The following is a 16257-nucleotide window of genomic DNA, read 5'->3' as shown; positions in this document are numbered from 1 at the left end:
CAAAGGAATCTCGCTCACAGTCCAACCCCTTCGTACAGTTTGCCGACCTCGTCGCGGCCGATCACGCGAAGCGTGCCCGGCCGTTGATCACCGAGCGAAACCGGACCGATGTCCGTGCGCACCAAACGAATGACCGGGTGTCCCACGGCTTCGAGCAGACGCCGCACGATGTGCTTACGACCTTCGTGCAGAACAACTTTCACCAATGTCGAACCTTCGCCGATATCGACGATGGAGAACGAATCGACCCTTGCCGGACCGTCTTCGAGTTCGACGCCGGCCTTCAATTCCTTACCGACACCGCGCAATACGATCCCGGAGACCGTCGCCATGTAGGTCTTCGACACCTCGTAGGACGGGTGCATCAATCGGTGCGCGAGGTCGCCGTCGTTGGTCAGCAGCAGCAGACCCTCGGTGTCGGCGTCGAGACGGCCGACGTGAAAGAGCCTCTGCCCCGCTGCAATTCGCTCTGCAACGATGTCGCCGACACACGGACGACCGAGGTCGTCGGACATCGTCGACTGCCAGCCGCGCGGCTTGTTCAGCGCGAGATGAACGAGCTCTTCCTGAATCATGACGCGAGTGCCGTCGACGCGGACGACTGCTGTCTTCGGGTCGACTCGCATGCCCTGCTCGGTGACGATCCGACCGTCGACCTCGACGCGTCCAGCCTCGATCATTTCTTCTGCGGCACGGCGAGAGGCGACGCCAGCTTTCGCGAGCACCTTCTGCAACCGCACACCCTCGCCCCACGGCAACCGGGCCTGAGGGTTCGGGTTCTCCGCATTCTGATGGCGCGCAGGTTTCGCATTGTTCAACTTCGGGGCCGGAGCGGCCTTCTTGCGCTCGGGCTTGTTCGATGCAGCCGCCGGGTTGGGCCTGTCGCTCGGCGCGCGGTTCGGGCGGCCGGTGGGCCTGTCAGCCTGAGGACGGCCCGACTGCGGGCGGTCACCCTGGTAACCACGGTCACCCTGGTAACCACGATCCGACGGTGCACCGGAACGAGGAGCACCCGTCCGAGGTCCGTCGGTCCTTGGTCGGTCGGTACGTGGCCTATCGGTGCGCGGTCCATCGAACCTCGGACGATCGGTGCGCGGCTTGTCCGAACGAGGACCGTCGGTCCGCGGACCGTCGAACCTCGGACGATCGGTACGCGGCTTGTCCGAACGAGGACCGTCGAACCTCGGACGATCCGGACGTTCGGAACGATCCGAGCGGGGATTGTCCGAACGGGTCCGATCGGAGCGGGTCCGATCCGAGCGGGGTCCATCGGTTCGGGGGCCGTCGAACTTGCCCGCGCCGAACTTGGATCCACCCGTTCTCGGTGCGCCCGATTTCGATCCTCCGGCGCGCGGTGCGCCGGATCTGGAGCCTCCGGCGCGCGGTGCGCCTGCTCTGGGAGAACCACCCTGCTTCGGGTCTGTTCGCTTACTTCGGTCCGGTGTGCCATCACGGCGAGCGGGTCTATTCACTTAACTTGTCCTGTCAATCTTCGGTTTCGAGATCCGGCATCGGGCCGGGCTCTGTGGCCGGATTCTTACGCATCCGGGCAAATCTATTGTCCATCTCAACACTGTCGTTGATCTCGTCGATCAGGTCGACACCCGGCAGCAGCGGTGCCAATGCGGGCAGGTCGGCCAGCGACGCCAGTCCGAGTCGCTCCAGAAAGAGCTCGGTGGTCACGTACTGAGTGCCGTTGGAATCCGGGTCTACACCGGACTCCGCGATCAGGCCGCGAGCCAGCAGAGTTCGCATCACACCGTCGACATTGACGCCACGAACACCGCTGACTCGTGCGCGAGTCAACGGTTGACGGTATGCCACAACTGCCAAAGTTTCCAAAGCGGCGCGAGTCAACTTCGACCGTGCGCCGTCGAGAAGCATCCGTTCGACGTAGGGCGCGTACTCGCTACGTGTGTAATAACGCCACCCGTCACCGACGTAGCGCAGATCGATTCCGCTACTGCGTTCGGTCAGCTCGGCCGCCATCGACTGCAACAGCTGCTCGACTCGCTCGGCGCGATCCCCGACTGCATCGGCAAGCAGTTCCGCCGAGGCGGGCGAGTCGATCACGAGCAGCATTGCCTCCAACGCGGATCGCAATGCGTCGTCGTCGAGGAGCACCGGCTCGAGGCCCACCCCGTCGTTCATGTCGACGTCGGTCACGCTCACATCCGCTTCCTCACTCATTCGTAGTCCTCGTCCCTCGCCCGAACAGCCTCGCCGGAACCCGTCCAGGTGACCGCGAGTGCGCCGAGCGGATCCGGCTGTTCGAAGTCGATCGCCTTCTCGCGAAACAGTTCGAGCAGGCCGAGGAAGCGCGCGATGATCTGGACTGTCACAGTGCAGTCGGCGGTCAGTTCGCCGAAGGACGTCCATTGCCCTTCTCCCCTTGCTTGCAGGATGTCGAGCATGAACTGCGCCTGTTCGGCGATCGAGATCTTCGGCATGTGGAGGTGGTCGAGTCCGACCGTCGGGACCTCACGCGGGCGAAATGCTGCTGCTGCAATCTGTGCGAACTGCGCCGGCGCGACACCGATCATCACCTCCGGCAGCAGACCGGCGAAGCGTTCCTCCAACGACACCGACCGCGGATATCTCCGCAGCGCGGCAGCCTCGAGTTCACCGAAGAACTGGGCAACCTGCTTGTAGGCGCGGTACTGCAGCAGCCGGGCGAACAGGAGGTCACGTGCCTCCAACAGCGCCAGGTCTTCGGCGTCCTCCACCTCGCCGGACGGCAACAATCGTGCTGCCTTGAGGTCGAGCAGGGTCGCAGCGACGACCAGAAACTCGGTTGTCTGATCGAGGTCCATCTGCGACCCCAACGCCTTCGTATAGGCGATGAAGTCGTCGGTGACGGTGTGCAGAGCAACCTCGGTGACGTCGAGTCGATGCTGATTGATCAACGTCAGCAGCAGGTCGAACGGACCCTCGAAGTTTCGCAGCCGGACCCGAAATCCACCTTGCTCAGCATCGGGTTCGGTCGTCGTCGCGACCTCGGCGGTCACGACGTGGACCGGTGGATGACCTCGCGTGCCAGCGCTCGATATGCCTCTGCGCCATGGGATTTGGGTGCCCATGTCGTGATCGGCTCACCGGCGACGCTTGTTTCGGGAAAACGGACGGTTCTGTTGATGACGGAGTCGTAGACGACGTCGCCGAACACCTCGACCACACGAGCCATCACCTCGCGGGCGTGCAACGTCCGTGGGTCGAACATCGTCACGACGATCCCGGACAGCGTCAACCGTGGGTTGAGACGATCGTGCACCTTCTCGACGGTGTCGTTGAGCAACGCCAACCCACGCAGGCTGAAGTACTCGCACTCCATCGGGATAATCACGCCCTCGGCGCACGCGAGTGCGTTGATCGTGAGCAATCCGAGCGATGGCTGGCAATCGATGAGGATGTAGTCGTAACGGTCGACGACCGGATCGAGAGCGCGCCCGAGTGTCTGTTCCCTGCCGACTTCGTTGACAAGCTGAATCTCCGCGGCAGACAGGTCGATGTTGCTCGGCAGCAGATCCATGTTGTCGACGCGGGTTCGCATCAGTACGTCGTCGACGGAAACACGACGTTCGACGAGCAGGTTGTGCACAGTCAGCTCGAGGTCGTGATGTGCGACGCCGAGACCAGCGGACAACGCACCCTGCGGATCGAGGTCGACGAGCAGAACGCGGCGACCGTATTCGGCGAGCGAGGCACCGAGATTGATGGTCGACGTCGTTTTGCCGACGCCGCCCTTCTGGTTACACATCGCGATGATCTGGGCGGGTCCGTGACTGGACAGCGGCTTCGGCTCGGGAATGTTGCGAGCCGGGCGACCTGTCGGACCCATGACGCCTGGGGTGTAGATCGATTCGGGCTGCTCGGACTCCGCTGCGGGTCGCTGCGGTGCCTTCACGTTCGGTGCTCCCTGTCTCGAATCTTCCTGATCTGAGCGGACGTACAACTCACCCGATCCATCCCGGCTGCCACCCGGACGACGAGTGATGCCGCAACTTGGATAGAACCTACCGCCTCGTCAGCCGGAGCTGTGCCCGGACACGCATACGCACTACCGAGCCCGCGGATGAGCACCTGCCCACACCTCACGCAACGCGTTGATGGTGACCAGCGTGTAGATCTGAGTCGTCGTCACAGAAGCATGCCCCAGTAACTCCTGCACCACGCGCACGTCCGCACCACCGTCGAGTAGATGCGTCGCGAACGAGTGCCGCAGTGTGTGCGGACTCACGCCGGTCGAGATGCCGGCACGCTCTGCCGAAGTCTGCAAAACCTGCCAGGCACTCTGCCTCGACAACCTGCCGCCGCGCACGTTGAGGAACAGCGCCGGCTGAGCTCGCGATACCAATGCGGGTCGGCCACGGACCAGGTAGGCGTCGATGGCAGCAACGGCAGGCCGACCGATCGGCACCAACCGCTGCTTGCCACCTTTGCCACGTAGCAGGACCGCTCGATCCTCCACGTCGATGTCGTCGACGTCGAGTCCGACCGCTTCCGAGATGCGGGCACCGGTCGAATAGAGCAACTCGAGCATGGCTCGGTCCCGCAACGATCGTGGACCGTCGGTCGCACTCGTACCGCCCGACGCTTCGAGGAGGGAAAGGACGTCGTCGAACGGCAACGACTTCGGCAGCCGCCGACCCGGCGTCGGCGGCTTCACCGCATGGGCGACGTCTGTCGACGTGATGCCTTCCAGGGTCGCGAACTTGTGGAGTCCCCGAACAGCGATGAGTGCCCGCGCCGCCGAACTCGCCGCCAGAGCGGGCAGACCGGCATCCGGAACGCCGCGACGCAGCGACACCGTGAAGTCGGTGATGTCGGCTTCGGTCACATCCGACAGCGACGCGATTCCCCGGTCGTCGAGAAAGCCCGAATAGCGATCGAGATCGCGTCGATAGGAGCTGAGCGTGTTCTTCGCGACGCCGCGTTCTACCGCGAGATGGTCGAGGTAGGTCTGCAGCTCTCGCGCGAGCACATCAGGCCTGTTCGGCCTTGCGGTTGGCGAAGGTCGTCGGACGACCCGGCCACGGCGCATCCGCTGGCCGCGGCTCGATACCGGACGCCCGCGCCGACACCAGCGCAAGAATTCCGGCAACCGCGGTGGCGTTGGTGATCTCGCCCCGGAACGCAGCGGCAGCCGCGTCGTCGAGCGACATTCGAACAACCCGCAGGTCCGCTTCCTCGTTCTCCGGTTCCGGCTGATCCGTCGTCGTCAGATCCTCGGCGAGGTAGACGCGCAGCGCCTCGTCGGTGAATCCGGGCGACAGCACGACGTCGACGAGAACCGACCAACGCCCGGCCGCCAGGCCCGTCTCTTCGGCAAGCTCACGCTTGGCCGCAGCCAGTGGATCCTCGTCGGGGACGTCGATCAGACCGGCGGGCAATTCGAGCAGCCGCGTAGCGACGGGATGCCGATATTGATCGATCAGCACCAGCTTGTCGTCCGCGTCGAGTGCGGCGACCGCTACGGCCCCGTGATGCTCGACGACCTCACGTTCGACGACCCGACCGCCCGGCATGGCGACCTGATCCAGCCGCAACGCAAGGATCGCGCCGTCGTAGATCGTCTTGCTGGAGACCGTCTCGAACTCGTGCCTATCCGTCATTCCGCGCTTGCCGTTTCACTCTCGGCAGCGTCCGACTCCTCGGCGGCATCGTCGTCGAACTCCACCGGAAGCTGCTCTGCTGCTTTGTATTTCAGCGCAGCGCTGATAAATGCCGAGAACAGCGGATGCGGACGGGTCGGCCGACTCTTCAGCTCCGGATGCGCCTGCGTCGCGACGAAGAACGGATGCTCGCTGGCGGGCAGTTCGACGAACTCGACGAGTTGACCGTCCGGCGAGGTGCCGCTGAAGCGCAGACCACTCGACGCGATCTTGTCGCGATAGGTGTTGTTGACCTCGAAGCGGTGGCGATGACGTTCGGAGACCGTCTCGCTGCCGTAGGCATGTGCCACCACGGACCCTCTGGTGAGGACCGCCGGGTAGGCACCGAGGCGCATCGTGCCACCGAGATCAGCGTCGCCTGCGACGATGTCGACCTGATCGGCCATCGTCGCGATCACGGGATGTTCGGTGTCGGGATCGAACTCGGCCGAGTTGGCGTCGTCGAGTCCGACCGAGCGCGCGGCCTCGATGACCATGCACTGCAGTCCCAGGCACAGTCCGAGCGTCGGAATCCCGCGCTTGCGGGCGTAGCTGATCGCGCCGACCTTGCCTTCGATCCCACGGATGCCGAAGCCGCCGGGAATCAGCACTGCATGCACATCACCGAGCGCAGCCTGTGCACCGGCAGGCGTCTCGCACTGATCCGACGGCACCCAGCGAATCTCGACCTTCGAGCGATGCGCGAAACCACCGGCGCGCAGTGCTTCGGTAACCGAGAGGTAGGCGTCCGGTAGGTCGACGTATTTGCCGACGAGCGCGACCTCGACGCTCTCCCGCGACTCGTGGACCCGCTCGAGCAGATCGCCCCAGACCGTCCAGTCGACGTCGCGGAACGGCAGACCGAGTTTGCGGACGACGTAGGCGTCGAGCCCTTCGCGGTGCAGCACCTTCGGAATGTCGTAGATCGACGGCGCGTCAGGGGTCGAGATGCAGCCGTCGACTTCGACGTCGCACATCAGCGCGATCTTGTTCTTCAACGCGGGCGGCACATCGCGATCGCTGCGCAGAATGAGCGCATCGGGCTGAATACCTATGCTGCGCAACGCCGCAACGGAGTGCTGCGTCGGCTTCGTCTTCAACTCCCCCGACGGCGCGAGGTACGGCACGAGTGAGACGTGCAGGAAGAAGACGTTGTCGCGACCGACATCGTGGCGGACCTGACGAGCGGCTTCGAGGAACGGCTGCGACTCGATGTCGCCGACCGTGCCACCGATTTCGGTGATGACGACGTCCGGAGTCTGGTCCTCGAGGTCCGGACCGCTCATCGCGAGGATGCGAGCCTTGATCTCGTCGGTGATGTGCGGAATCACCTGAACCGTGTCGCCGAGGTATTCGCCTCGTCGCTCCTTCGCGATGACGGTCGAGTACACCTGACCGGTCGTCACGTTCGCGAAGCCGGAGAGGTCGCGATCGAGGAAGCGCTCGTAGTGGCCGACATCGAGGTCGGTCTCCGCGCCGTCCTCGGTGACGAACACCTCACCGTGCTGGAACGGATTCATGGTTCCTGGATCGACGTTGAGATACGGATCCAATTTCTGCATCGTCACGCGCAAGCCGCGCGCGGTCAGAAGTTGCCCGAGGCTCGACGCCGTCAGTCCCTTACCGAGAGAGGATGCGACACCACCGCTGACGAAGATATGTTTGGTGGCTATACGCGATTGCACGCGTGATTGATGCGCGCTCGAGTTCTGCACAGACGCTCCCGTGATGACGCTGCAGGTCTTGGCTCTGCGAATGGTGCTGGGGCCTGCTGTCCCACGGGACTTCACGGTAACACTTGCGCGCACGTTCGACCCAACGACGCACTCTTGGCGTGTCGCTGTCGTCCTGGTCTGCTAGCTCGGCAGCGCCCCCACCGTCACGGCGGTCGCCTTCGGACCCGTGCCGTAACGACCCGATGCACCGGTCAATTGTTCTTGGAGCGCAAGCACACTCGTGATGCGTCCGGCCTCACGATCGACGTTGTCGACCGTGGACGCCGTCGACGCGAGTGCGGCATCGGCTCGCGCGACGGCGATTGCGCCGTTGCCCTCCGCCGAGCCTGGCCTGCCCGCGAGGACGGTGCCTGCTCCACGCGAATCCAACGCTCCGGCGAAACGAGCCACGATCGCGCCTCGGTTGCCTTCGCCGCCTGTCGTGCCGCCGGTGAGGACTATGGCCAGTTGCGCGGGCCGAACCTGGTCGTATTCGACGAAGCCACCGCCGCGCAACGTGTCCAGCGCGAGCGTCAGTTCCTCGGGCGAGCTTTGTGGCTGCGCCGTCTCGGGGTTCAGCAGCAGAACCGACCCGAGCAGATCACCCGCGATGCTGCCCTGATCGACAGCACCCGTTCGCAACTGCACACCGGCCGGAATGACGTTCGTCAATGTGGTGCGGAGCCGATCGCCATTGGCAGGATCGACGAACGCGTCCGTGAGACCGACCCTGCCCGAGACACTTGCACCCGCTGCCTCGACGGACTTCACGATGCCGTCGAGGTCGGCAGGATCGGCGTCCGGTGTCGTGAAGATGACGACCGACCGCTGAGCAAGGGCGTTCTGCAGAATCCGACCGGCGTTCGCTGCTTCGAAACTGTCGGACGAGCCGAGGGCGATCTGTAGCTGGTTGTTCGTGTTTTCGAGTTCGTCGACCGTGCCTTGCAGGCCACTTTTGTCGTCACGCAGGCTGGACAGCACGCCGGATGCGATCGTCTGGGACCCGAGCACTACCCCGATGGCAAGTGCGAGAAAGATCCCAGCGATCGAAATCGCATGTTGCCGTAGCGATATCACTCGAGCAGCCCCTGCGCCCACGTGACGAAGCTGTTCCAGGTTGCGATCGCCCAATCGAGCGTCTCACCACCCATGTTCGACGCAACGAGCGCGACGATGACGGCGACGAGCGCGGCCATGATGAGCAGTGCGATCGCACCACCGGACACTCGGCTGCGATACAGCGTCGCTACCGCCTTTGCGTCGACCAGTTTGGCGCCGACCTTGAGGCGCGTCAGGAAGGTCGCCGGATTGCTGTCGCGGCGGCCACGATCGAAGAATTCGTCCAGCGTCGCGGCTGCGCCGACGGTCACGATCAACGCTGCACCGTGGTGGTCGGCGAGCAGTAGCGCGAGGTCAGCGGGTGATCCTGACGCGGGGAAGGTGACTGCACCGATACCGAGGTCCTGGATCCGCTCGAGACCCTTGGCGTGGCCGTCGGAGTCGGCGGGAAGCACAACTTCGGCGCCGCTGCGCAACGTCGCGGTCGTGATGTCTTCCGGATCGCCGACGATGAGGTCGGGTCGGTAGCCGGCCTTCATCAACGTGTCGGCAGCAGTTCCGACGCCGATGAGAATCGGTGCATATTCCTTGATGAACGGCTTGAGGTTCTTGAGGTCGGCGACGTGATCGGGTCCGTCGGCGACGACGACAACGTGGCGGTCCTTGAGATTGAGATCGATATCCGGAACGCCGATGCCGTCGATCAGCAGCGGGCTCTCGGTACGAACGAACTCGATCGTGTTGCCGGAGAACGCTTCCAAGTGCGCCGCGAGGCCACTCTTGGCTTCGATCATTCGGTCGGAGATCTCGGCTTCGGTGAGTTCACGTCCCTCGGCGAGACGACGCTCCCCCGCGTAGACATTGCCCTCGTCGAGCCGGATCTTCGAACCGTCCTTGACCTTCTTGAAGACGTCGTCGTTGGTCGCATCGATCAGCGAGATGCCGTTGGCGACAACGACCTCCGGACCGAGGTTGGGGTATCGCCCCGAGATCGACGGCGACGCGTTGACCACCGCGAGCACGCCGGCTTCGACGAGTGCATCAGCGGTGATTCGGTCGAGGTCGAGTTCGTCGAGGATCACGATGTCGCCCGGACCCACCCGGCGCAGCAGCCGGGCGGTGTTGCGATCGACTCTGGCAATGCCGCTGACTCCGGGCAGCGACTCGGTGCTTCGGGACAACAACGCCGCAAGTTTCATGACCACGATGATGGCCGTGGTACACCTCCAGATCGTGGAGGCGCGCCGAATCAACTACCACATCAGTCACATGGGCACCAACTGATCGACCGAAATCCAGGCTCGAGCCGGCCTGGATAGGCTGAGCCGACTCTTCGAAAGGATTCAGATGGCCAGCTACACCGTCGACACCGTGATCGAAGCACCACGTGACGTCGTTTACAGCATCTTCGCCGACCGTGAGAACAACGGCGACTTCCTGCCGATCTCGACCCGGCTCAAGTCCGCAGGCACCACCGAACGCCAGGGCGTCGGCGCTGTGCACTTCCTCGGCCTCGGCCCGGTCGGCGTATCGGAGCAGATCATCGATCTGGTCCCCGGTGAGCGGATCGTCTACAAGATCGTGGCAGGCGCACCGGTCAAGCGCCACGTCGGAACGATCGCGTTCACCGATGCCGCCAACGGCACCCGCGTCGTCTACACGATGGAATCCGAGCCCAAGCTGCCCGTTCCAAGCAAGGTGCTCTCGCTCGGCCTGAAGGCGCTCATCGGTGCATTCGTCTCCGGTGCACGCAAGGAAGCAGCGAAGCGGGCCTGATCAGGCCAGCTGTTCAGGCACAACGCTCGGCGTTCGCCGTAGCCAGCAGTTCCTCGGCGTGGGCGCGGCCGGTCTCGGTGTCATCGAGGCCGGCCAGCATCCGTGCCAGCTCTTTTACCCGCTCTTCGTCGGTCAGCGCTTTCACACCGCTGTTGACAACCCCTTTGGCGTTGTCGGACTTGTCGACCACAAGGTGCGTGTCGGCGAATGCAGCCACCTGCGGTAGGTGCGTCACGACGATCACCTGGTGGGTGCGCGCCAGACGCGCGAGCCTGCGACCGATCTCGACCGCTGCTCGGCCACCGACGCCGGCATCGACCTCGTCGAACACCATCGTCGCCCCACGGTCCGAACCCGCGAGCACAACCTCCAGCGCCAACATGACGCGCGACAACTCACCGCCCGATGCGCTTTTGCTGATCGGGAGCGATTGCGCTCCGGAATGAGCAGACAACCTGAACTCGACCTCGTCGACACCCGCGGAACCGGCATGCACGTCGCGGCCGTCGATGACCAGGGGTGCCGAATCCTGTGGTCCCGCAGGCAGTTCGCGGACCTCGACCTCGAGGCGGGCTTTGCCCATGGCCAGGCCGCCGAGCTCGGTGCTGACCGCCTTCGACAACTTCGCTGCGGCCTTGACGCGTGCGGCGGTCAGCTTCGTCGCTGCAACCGAAAGCGCTGCTGCGTTCTCGTCCACTTTCGTCGCGAGATCTGCGAGCGCTTCGGCGGAGACGTCGATCTTGGTCAACCGCTCGCGGGCGTCATCCGCCCACGCGAGCACGCCGTCGACGTCGGCTGCGTACTTTCGCGTCAACTGCTTCAGCTCTGCTTGACGTGTCAGCAACGTGTCGAGGGCGTTCGGGTCCGACGGCAGATCCGCCAGGTACGAGGTCAATTCCGCAGAGAGATCGCTGACGATCGCGATCGCCTCGTCCAAGCGCGGCCCCAACGCCCGCAACGCCGGATCCTCGATGCTCTCCACCTTCGACCGTGCCGAACCGAGAAGGTCGAGAGCACCGTCGGCGTCGGAGGACGGACCGAAATCCGCATCCGCACCAACCAGAGCGCCCTGCGCACCCGTTGCCGCCTCACGCAGCGAATCCAATTCGCTGAGCCTGCGCACCTCGCCGACGATCGTCACGTCTTCGCCGGGTTGCGCAGCAACGTTGTCGATCTCGGTCAATGCGAATTGGAGCCTGTCAGCTTCCTGCGCGAGTTCGCGGCTTTTCTGAGTTCGCTCGAGCAACTGGGTCCGGGCATCGAGCCACTTCCGACGCAGCGCCACATATTTGGTCACCAGTGGACCGACCGAATCGGCAGCGAACCGGTCGAGAGCGTTTCGCTGCTGCTCCGGCTTCAGCAGTCGGAGCTGATCGTTCTGGCCGTGCACGGTCAGCAGCGGACTTGTGAACTCCGAAAGCACGCCTGCCGGAACGCTGCGACCGCCGAGATGCGCGCGCGACCTGCCGTCGCTGCCGACCGTTCGTAACGCGATGATGCTGCCGTCTTCGTCGGCCTCGCCGCCCGTCGCTTCGAGCACACGAGCGACCTCCGTCTGTGCGGCCTCGTGCACGTCGTCGATCGTGAAGCGTCCCTCCACAACCGCACGCGTCGCACCGAGTCGCACTCGACCCGGGTCGGCGCGGGCGCCGCTCAACAGGTGCAGACTCGTGACGACCATCGTCTTACCTGCGCCTGTCTCGCCGGTGAGAACCGTCAACCCCTCGTGGAATTGAGCACTCGCCTTCGAGATGACGCCGAGTCCATCGATCCGAATTTCCGCTAGCACTTGTTAATTCTTCCTTCCGCGCCAACCCGTGACGGGCAGCTCGAATTTACGAACCATCCGATCGGCGAACGGCGCTGAGTCCAGCCGTACCCACCGCACCGGATTGCTGCCCCGCACGGCTTCGACTCGTCCACCGCGGGGCAGTTTCATAGTCCGACGTCCGTCGAGAAACACCAACGCATCGTGGCCTGTCGCAACGGATTCGACGGCGATCACCGATTCCGGGCTGGTGACCAACGGACGAGCGAACAGTGCGTGGGCGTTGCTCGGGATGACGAGTATCGCTTCGAGTTCGGGCCACACGACAGGTCCACCGGCCGAAAACGCGTATGCCGTCGACCCCGTCGGAGTCGAGATGAGCACGCCGTCGCACCCGAAAGCAGACACGGGCCTACCGTCGACTTCGAGAACAACCTCGAGCACCCCGAGCCGCGACTCGTTTTCGATGCTCGCTTCGTTCAGCGCCCACCCACGGTCGACGACCTCGTCGTCGAGGGTGACCACGACATCGATCGTCATCCGCTTCTCGACCCGGTAGTCACGCCGAACAACCTGTGCGAGTGCAACATCCAAATGTTCTGCCTCGGCCTCCGTCAGGAAACCGATCCGGCCGAGGTTGATTCCGAGCACCGGGATCGACGCCACCTGCGCGAGTTCGGCGGCACGGAGAAAGGTGCCGTCGCCGCCGAGTACGAGGACCATTTCACACCCGACCGCGGCGTCGGGCTTTGCTTCGACAACTGTCACACGCCGAGCCGACGTGCCCGACTCCTCGTCCGGACTCTGCTCCATCTGCGTGCTGTATGCCTCGTCCGCGAGCACTCGGATCGCGATGCCTGCATCGGCAAAGATCTTCGCAACCCGGTGCGCGGTGTCGGAGATGTCGGTGCGACCGGGGTGCGCAACCACCAGAATCTCCCGACGCTCCTGCGCCGACTCGTTCACTGTGGACCCTCCTGGATCGCTGTGGCGATAAGTGCAGATACTCGTGTCTCGTCGTCGGGATCCTGCGTTGCACCGGCGCGGAGCCACAAGAAGTATTCGACATTGCCGGACGGGCCAGGCAGCGGACTTGCGACCACGCCGAGCGTCCGGAGGCCAAGGGCAGCAGCAGATTTCGCAACGTCGAGAACCACTTCGGCCCGCAATGCCGGGTCACGCACGACGCCACCGGCGCCGACCCGCTCTTTGCCGACTTCGAACTGCGGTTTGACCATCGGAACCAGGTCGGCGTTCGGAGCGACGCAGGCCGCCAGCGCGGGTAGCACCAAGCTCAACGAGATGAAGGACAGATCGGATACAACGACTTCGACGGCTCCCCCGATCGCGTCGGCGTCGATCGAACGGACGTTGGTTCTGTCGAGAACGCGAACTCGTTCGTCGGACTGCAGGCGCCACACCAACTGGCCGTAGCCGACGTCGACGGCGACAACCTCGGACGCGCCACGCTGGAGAAGAACATCGGTGAATCCGCCCGTCGAGGCTCCCGCGTCGAGGCATCGCTTGCCGTGGACGCTGAGCCCGTGTGGTTCGAAGGCCGCGAGCGCACCGAGTAGTTTGTGCGCACCTCGCGATGCCCAGGACACTTCGTCCGGGATGTCCTTGACGAGCAAGGGGGTACCTGGCTCTACCGCCGTCGCTGCCTTGGATGCCACCGAGCCGCCGATGAGGACTCGACCGGAGCCGATCAGCTCCACAGCATGCTCGCGCGAGCGCGCAAGACCTCTCCGCACCAGCTCGGCGTCGACCCGCGCCCGCCGGACCACCTCAGATCTTGTCCACGGTGGCCAGCGCCGCGACCAACACGTCGTGCGCCTGTTCCAAGATTTTCGCCTGCTCGGGAATGGTCTCGAGCCGCGTTCCGTCTTCGAGCGTCGAGGTACCGAGCCGACCGAGCAGGGCTTCGACCTCAGCACGTACTTCGTGCGGATCTGCAAACGACATGGTCGGATCGCCCGGGTGGTTTGGTCCGGGCAGATGGTGTCCTGGTCGAGGTGTCGGCATGCTCATCGGCATCAACGCTAGTCGATATCGCGAAGCGGTGCTGGCAACGAAACGGCCAGCGTGGACGTGCGATCCGACGGGTTCGTCCACGATCGGACGGCGTCCTCGGCTTCCGGCGACGATGTGACGACCGCTCCGAACTCGGGGTGCGCCCACGCTATCGCGGCGGTCACAGCCAGAGCAGCGATCGCATCCCCCGAACCGGACAGTTCGATATCGGATCCGGTGAACTTCGCAGACCAGCTGTCGCCAGGGTCCACGCTCGGTTGATCGAGCGACGCAAGCGAGAACGCAAGATACGTGGGTCGGCGGTCGGGCAGTGCTCGCAGGAGGTCGTCCGCGGTACTGACGCCCGAAAGGACGAGAAGCGAGTCGAGACCGACCGTGTTGGCACCCTCGATGTCGGTGTCGAGCCGATCTCCGACGACCATCGCAGAGCGAGTCCCACTGCGCTGCAATGCATCTTCGAGCAGTGGCGCAGCAGGCTTACCCGCGACGATGGGGTCGCGATCGGTCGCGGCGCGCAAAGCAGCGACCAGCGAACCGTTGCCTGGAGCGAGTCCACGTTCGGTCGGGAGCGTGGCGTCGGTATTGGTCGCGATCCACGGCGCGCCGGCCCTGATTGCATAGGCAGCCTCGGCGAGAGCGGGCCACGCTGTCTCCGTCGAATGCCCTTGCACGACAGCGGCAGGCTCGTCGTCCGCGCTCCGGACAGCAACGAGGCCGAGAAGTTCTACCTCGTCGGCCAGTGCCTGCGTGCCTACGATCAGCACCTTCGATCCTGGTTCGAGACGCTCGGCGAGCAGTCGCGCAGCTGCCTGCGAACTCGTCACCACGTCGTCTTTCGACGCGACGAATCCGAGGTCGGACAGGTGGCGCGCGACGGCCGCCGGGCTTTTGCTGGCATTGTTGGTGACGAAAAGCAGTCGCTCAGTTGACCCTTCGAGTGCCTGCACAGCGCCTGGCACTACGCCGCTCCCCCGGTACAGCGTGCCGTCGAGATCGAGCAGTAGGCATTCGTAGCCCTGCCGCAGCGCAGAAGATGTCACTCGCCGCCGCCGGACAGTTCCGCGACGCGCTCCTCCGCATCGGTATCACCCTCGAGATCCGCGGACGCCGAGTTGAGGAACCACTTGACACCCTCGTCGGTCCGCCCGGCCGCGACGAGCGCATCGGCGTAGGCATAGAAAAGGCGCGCAGGTCCAGGACCCGTTCGAGCTGGATCCAGGTCTGCGGTCTGCAGTGTCACGACGGCTTGGTCGTATTCGCCGAGGTCCATCCGAGCACCTGCAACGACGATCCGCAGTTCGCTTGCATCGTCGCCGGTCAGTGCGCGGGCTTCGTCGCTACGACCGAGCTCGATGGCACGTTCGGGGCGGCCGAGGCCGCGTTCGCAATCGGCCATGACAGCCAAAAGTCCTGGACCGCCTGCCATTCGGCGTGCGGCGCGCAGTTCGGACAACGCTTCGGCCCACTCGCCGGCGTGGTAGGCAGCCACGCCTGCAGTTTCGCGTACGACAGCAATTCGACCCGCCCGCTGCCGTGCGGCTCGAGCGTGTGCAAGTGCGAGGCGCGGGTCGTCGTCGAGCAGATTGGCGACCATCACCAGGTGGCGTGCAACAGCTTCGGCATTCGACTTGTCGAGGCTGAGCAGATCGCGACGTACAACGGCGTCGAGGTCGCTCGGTGTGATGTCGTCTGGTAGGTCGGGCTCTTCGGGGCGCGGTGGCCGGCGTCCGGCCGAGCTGTCACCCGAACGGCCCGCGAATCCGCCTTCGCCACCGCGACGACGAGGACCGTCCTGACGGGGTCCGCCACCTTGGCCAGATCCGCCTTGACCAGCACCGCCCTGTCGATTGCCGCCGTAGGAACCACCACGACCACCTGCTGCGCCGCCTGTTCGGCCTGCACCGCCAGTGCTGTTGCTGCCGCCGCGATCTCCCGGTGCACCATCACGGCTGTTGCGCCCGCTCGATGAATTTCCCCCACGGAAGGACTTGCGATCGCCACTTCGGTCCGTCACAGTCGATTCCTCTCGCGCCGCTCTGTTGTTGAACCGCTCTGTAATTGAAGATTAGTGTTCGATATTCAGCCAATGCCGTATCGAGCAATTCGAAGTTCGTTAGTCAATTTTAGGCACAAATGACGAAAGGGGACCCAGTTGTCTGGGTCCCCTTTCGGAAAGTATGTTCGGCGGTGTCCTACTCTCCCACACCCTGGCGGGTGCAGTACCATCGGCGCTGACAGGCTTAGCTTCCGGGTT

The 16257-nt window shown here is 64.4% G+C and carries 15 protein-coding genes, 1 rRNA gene and 1 pseudogene; 1 reads left to right on the top strand and 16 read right to left on the bottom strand.

Going from position 1 to position 16257, the window contains the following annotated elements:
• Positions 1-14: 14 nt before the first annotated feature.
• The 9 genes and pseudogenes from JGU71_RS28520 to steA all read right to left on the bottom strand — a co-directional run.
• Positions 15-1019: pseudogene (locus JGU71_RS28520) on the bottom strand (pseudouridine synthase); the annotation flags it as partial.
• Positions 1020-1485: 466 nt separating this feature from the next.
• Positions 1486-2190 carry an SMC-Scp complex subunit ScpB gene (gene scpB, locus JGU71_RS28515; RefSeq protein ID WP_372433256.1) on the bottom strand — a complete coding sequence of 235 codons (705 nt, stop codon included), beginning with the start codon at positions 2188-2190 and terminating at the stop codon, positions 1486-1488.
• Positions 2187-3080, bottom strand: coding sequence for a segregation and condensation protein A (locus JGU71_RS28510; protein WP_199708540.1), 894 nt, complete (start codon positions 3078-3080; stop codon positions 2187-2189). Before JGU71_RS28510 ends, scpB begins: the two co-directional genes overlap by 4 nt.
• On the bottom strand, positions 3005-3856 hold the full coding sequence (locus tag JGU71_RS28505; RefSeq protein ID WP_307829972.1) for a ParA family protein: 852 nt from the start codon (positions 3854-3856) through the stop codon (positions 3005-3007). The genes JGU71_RS28510 and JGU71_RS28505 overlap by 76 nt, the downstream gene beginning before the upstream one ends.
• A gap of 201 nt (positions 3857-4057) precedes the next feature.
• Positions 4058-5041, bottom strand: coding sequence for a site-specific tyrosine recombinase XerD (gene xerD, locus JGU71_RS28500; protein ID WP_199708539.1), 984 nt, complete (start codon positions 5039-5041; stop codon positions 4058-4060).
• Positions 4983-5612, bottom strand: coding sequence for an NUDIX domain-containing protein (locus JGU71_RS28495; protein ID WP_199708538.1), 630 nt, complete (start codon positions 5610-5612; stop codon positions 4983-4985). Before JGU71_RS28495 ends, xerD begins: the two co-directional genes overlap by 59 nt.
• Positions 5609-7366, bottom strand: coding sequence for a CTP synthase (pyrG, locus tag JGU71_RS28490; RefSeq protein ID WP_199708537.1), 1758 nt, complete (start codon positions 7364-7366; stop codon positions 5609-5611). Before pyrG ends, JGU71_RS28495 begins: the two co-directional genes overlap by 4 nt.
• A 141-nt stretch (positions 7367-7507) precedes the next feature.
• Complete coding sequence (locus JGU71_RS28485; RefSeq protein WP_199708566.1) at positions 7508-8443, bottom strand: copper transporter; 936 nt, start codon at positions 8441-8443, stop codon at positions 7508-7510.
• Positions 8440-9624, bottom strand: coding sequence for a putative cytokinetic ring protein SteA (gene steA, locus JGU71_RS28480; protein WP_199708536.1), 1185 nt, complete (start codon positions 9622-9624; stop codon positions 8440-8442). Before steA ends, JGU71_RS28485 begins: the two co-directional genes overlap by 4 nt.
• A 148-nt stretch (positions 9625-9772) precedes the next feature.
• Here steA and JGU71_RS28475 point away from each other — a divergent pair, with 148 nt between their 5' ends.
• The gene (locus tag JGU71_RS28475) at positions 9773-10201 is read left to right on the top strand and encodes an SRPBCC family protein (protein ID WP_199708535.1); all 429 of its coding nucleotides are present in this window, start codon (positions 9773-9775) and stop codon (positions 10199-10201) included.
• Between the two features lie 13 nt (positions 10202-10214).
• On the opposite strand, the gene recN is transcribed toward JGU71_RS28475, so the two are convergent.
• The 7 genes from recN to rrf form a co-directional block, all read right to left on the bottom strand.
• Positions 10215-11990: a DNA repair protein RecN gene (recN, locus tag JGU71_RS28470; protein ID WP_199708534.1), complete on the bottom strand. Its 1776-nt coding sequence runs from the start codon at positions 11988-11990 to the stop codon at positions 10215-10217.
• 3 nt (positions 11991-11993) lie between these two features.
• The gene (locus tag JGU71_RS28465; protein ID WP_307829966.1) at positions 11994-12935 is read right to left on the bottom strand and encodes an NAD kinase; all 942 of its coding nucleotides are present in this window, start codon (positions 12933-12935) and stop codon (positions 11994-11996) included.
• On the bottom strand, positions 12932-13756 hold the full coding sequence (locus tag JGU71_RS28460) for a TlyA family RNA methyltransferase (protein WP_199708533.1): 825 nt from the start codon (positions 13754-13756) through the stop codon (positions 12932-12934). The genes JGU71_RS28465 and JGU71_RS28460 overlap by 4 nt, the downstream gene beginning before the upstream one ends.
• A 1-nt stretch (position 13757) precedes the next feature.
• Positions 13758-14000, bottom strand: coding sequence for a hypothetical protein (locus JGU71_RS28455; RefSeq protein ID WP_199708532.1), 243 nt, complete (start codon positions 13998-14000; stop codon positions 13758-13760).
• A gap of 11 nt (positions 14001-14011) precedes the next feature.
• A complete protein-coding gene (locus JGU71_RS28450) occupies positions 14012-15043 on the bottom strand; it encodes an HAD-IIA family hydrolase (protein WP_199708531.1) in 1032 nt (343 codons plus the stop codon).
• On the bottom strand, positions 15040-16017 hold the full coding sequence (locus tag JGU71_RS28445) for a tetratricopeptide repeat protein (RefSeq protein WP_199708530.1): 978 nt from the start codon (positions 16015-16017) through the stop codon (positions 15040-15042). The genes JGU71_RS28450 and JGU71_RS28445 overlap by 4 nt, the downstream gene beginning before the upstream one ends.
• Before the next feature lie 165 nt (positions 16018-16182).
• Positions 16183-16257, bottom strand: a 5S ribosomal RNA gene (gene rrf / locus JGU71_RS30700); the annotation flags it as partial.

This window comes from Antrihabitans stalagmiti (assembly GCF_016482825.1).
In the GTDB taxonomy this organism is placed as follows: Bacteria; Actinomycetota; Actinomycetes; order Mycobacteriales; family Mycobacteriaceae; genus Antrihabitans; species Antrihabitans stalagmiti.
The sequence above is the reverse complement of the archived record's forward strand: the minus strand, read 5'-3'. Positions and strand labels throughout refer to the sequence as shown.